The organism is Vibrio sp. OPT18 (assembly GCF_015163615.1).
Lineage (GTDB): Bacteria > Pseudomonadota > Gammaproteobacteria > Enterobacterales > Vibrionaceae > Vibrio > Vibrio coralliirubri.
In genome coordinates this window covers 1-286 of sequence record NZ_JADDYK010000082.1, presented here as the reverse complement: position 1 = coordinate 286, position 286 = coordinate 1, and the positions used below count along the sequence as shown (strand labels likewise).

The window sequence follows — 286 nt, the reverse complement described above, 5'->3', positions numbered from 1 at the left end:
ACCTGATTCCATGCCGAACTCAGAAGTGAAACACAATAGCGCCGATGGTAGTGTGGGGCTTCCCCATGTGAGAGTAGGACATCGCCAGGCTTTAATTTCGACTTTGTCTATTAAATAGACAAGTCACCATAGGGTTCTAAGTTTTCTTAGTATTTTATGTTGACTTTCAAAGTAGAAAGCGTATTATACGCGTCCTGCTTAAGTGCTAAGGCACTGAAAGCAAAGCTCTTTAACAATTTAAACCTATCAATCTGTGTGGGCACTCGTTGATGAATATCAAAACGTT

1 rRNA gene is annotated in these 286 nt (G+C 40.6%); it reads left to right on the top strand.

The features are described 5' to 3' along the window. A 5S ribosomal RNA gene (rrf, locus tag IQQ51_RS21890) occupies window positions 1-90 on the top strand; the annotation flags it as partial. Window positions 91-286 lie beyond the last annotated feature (196 nt).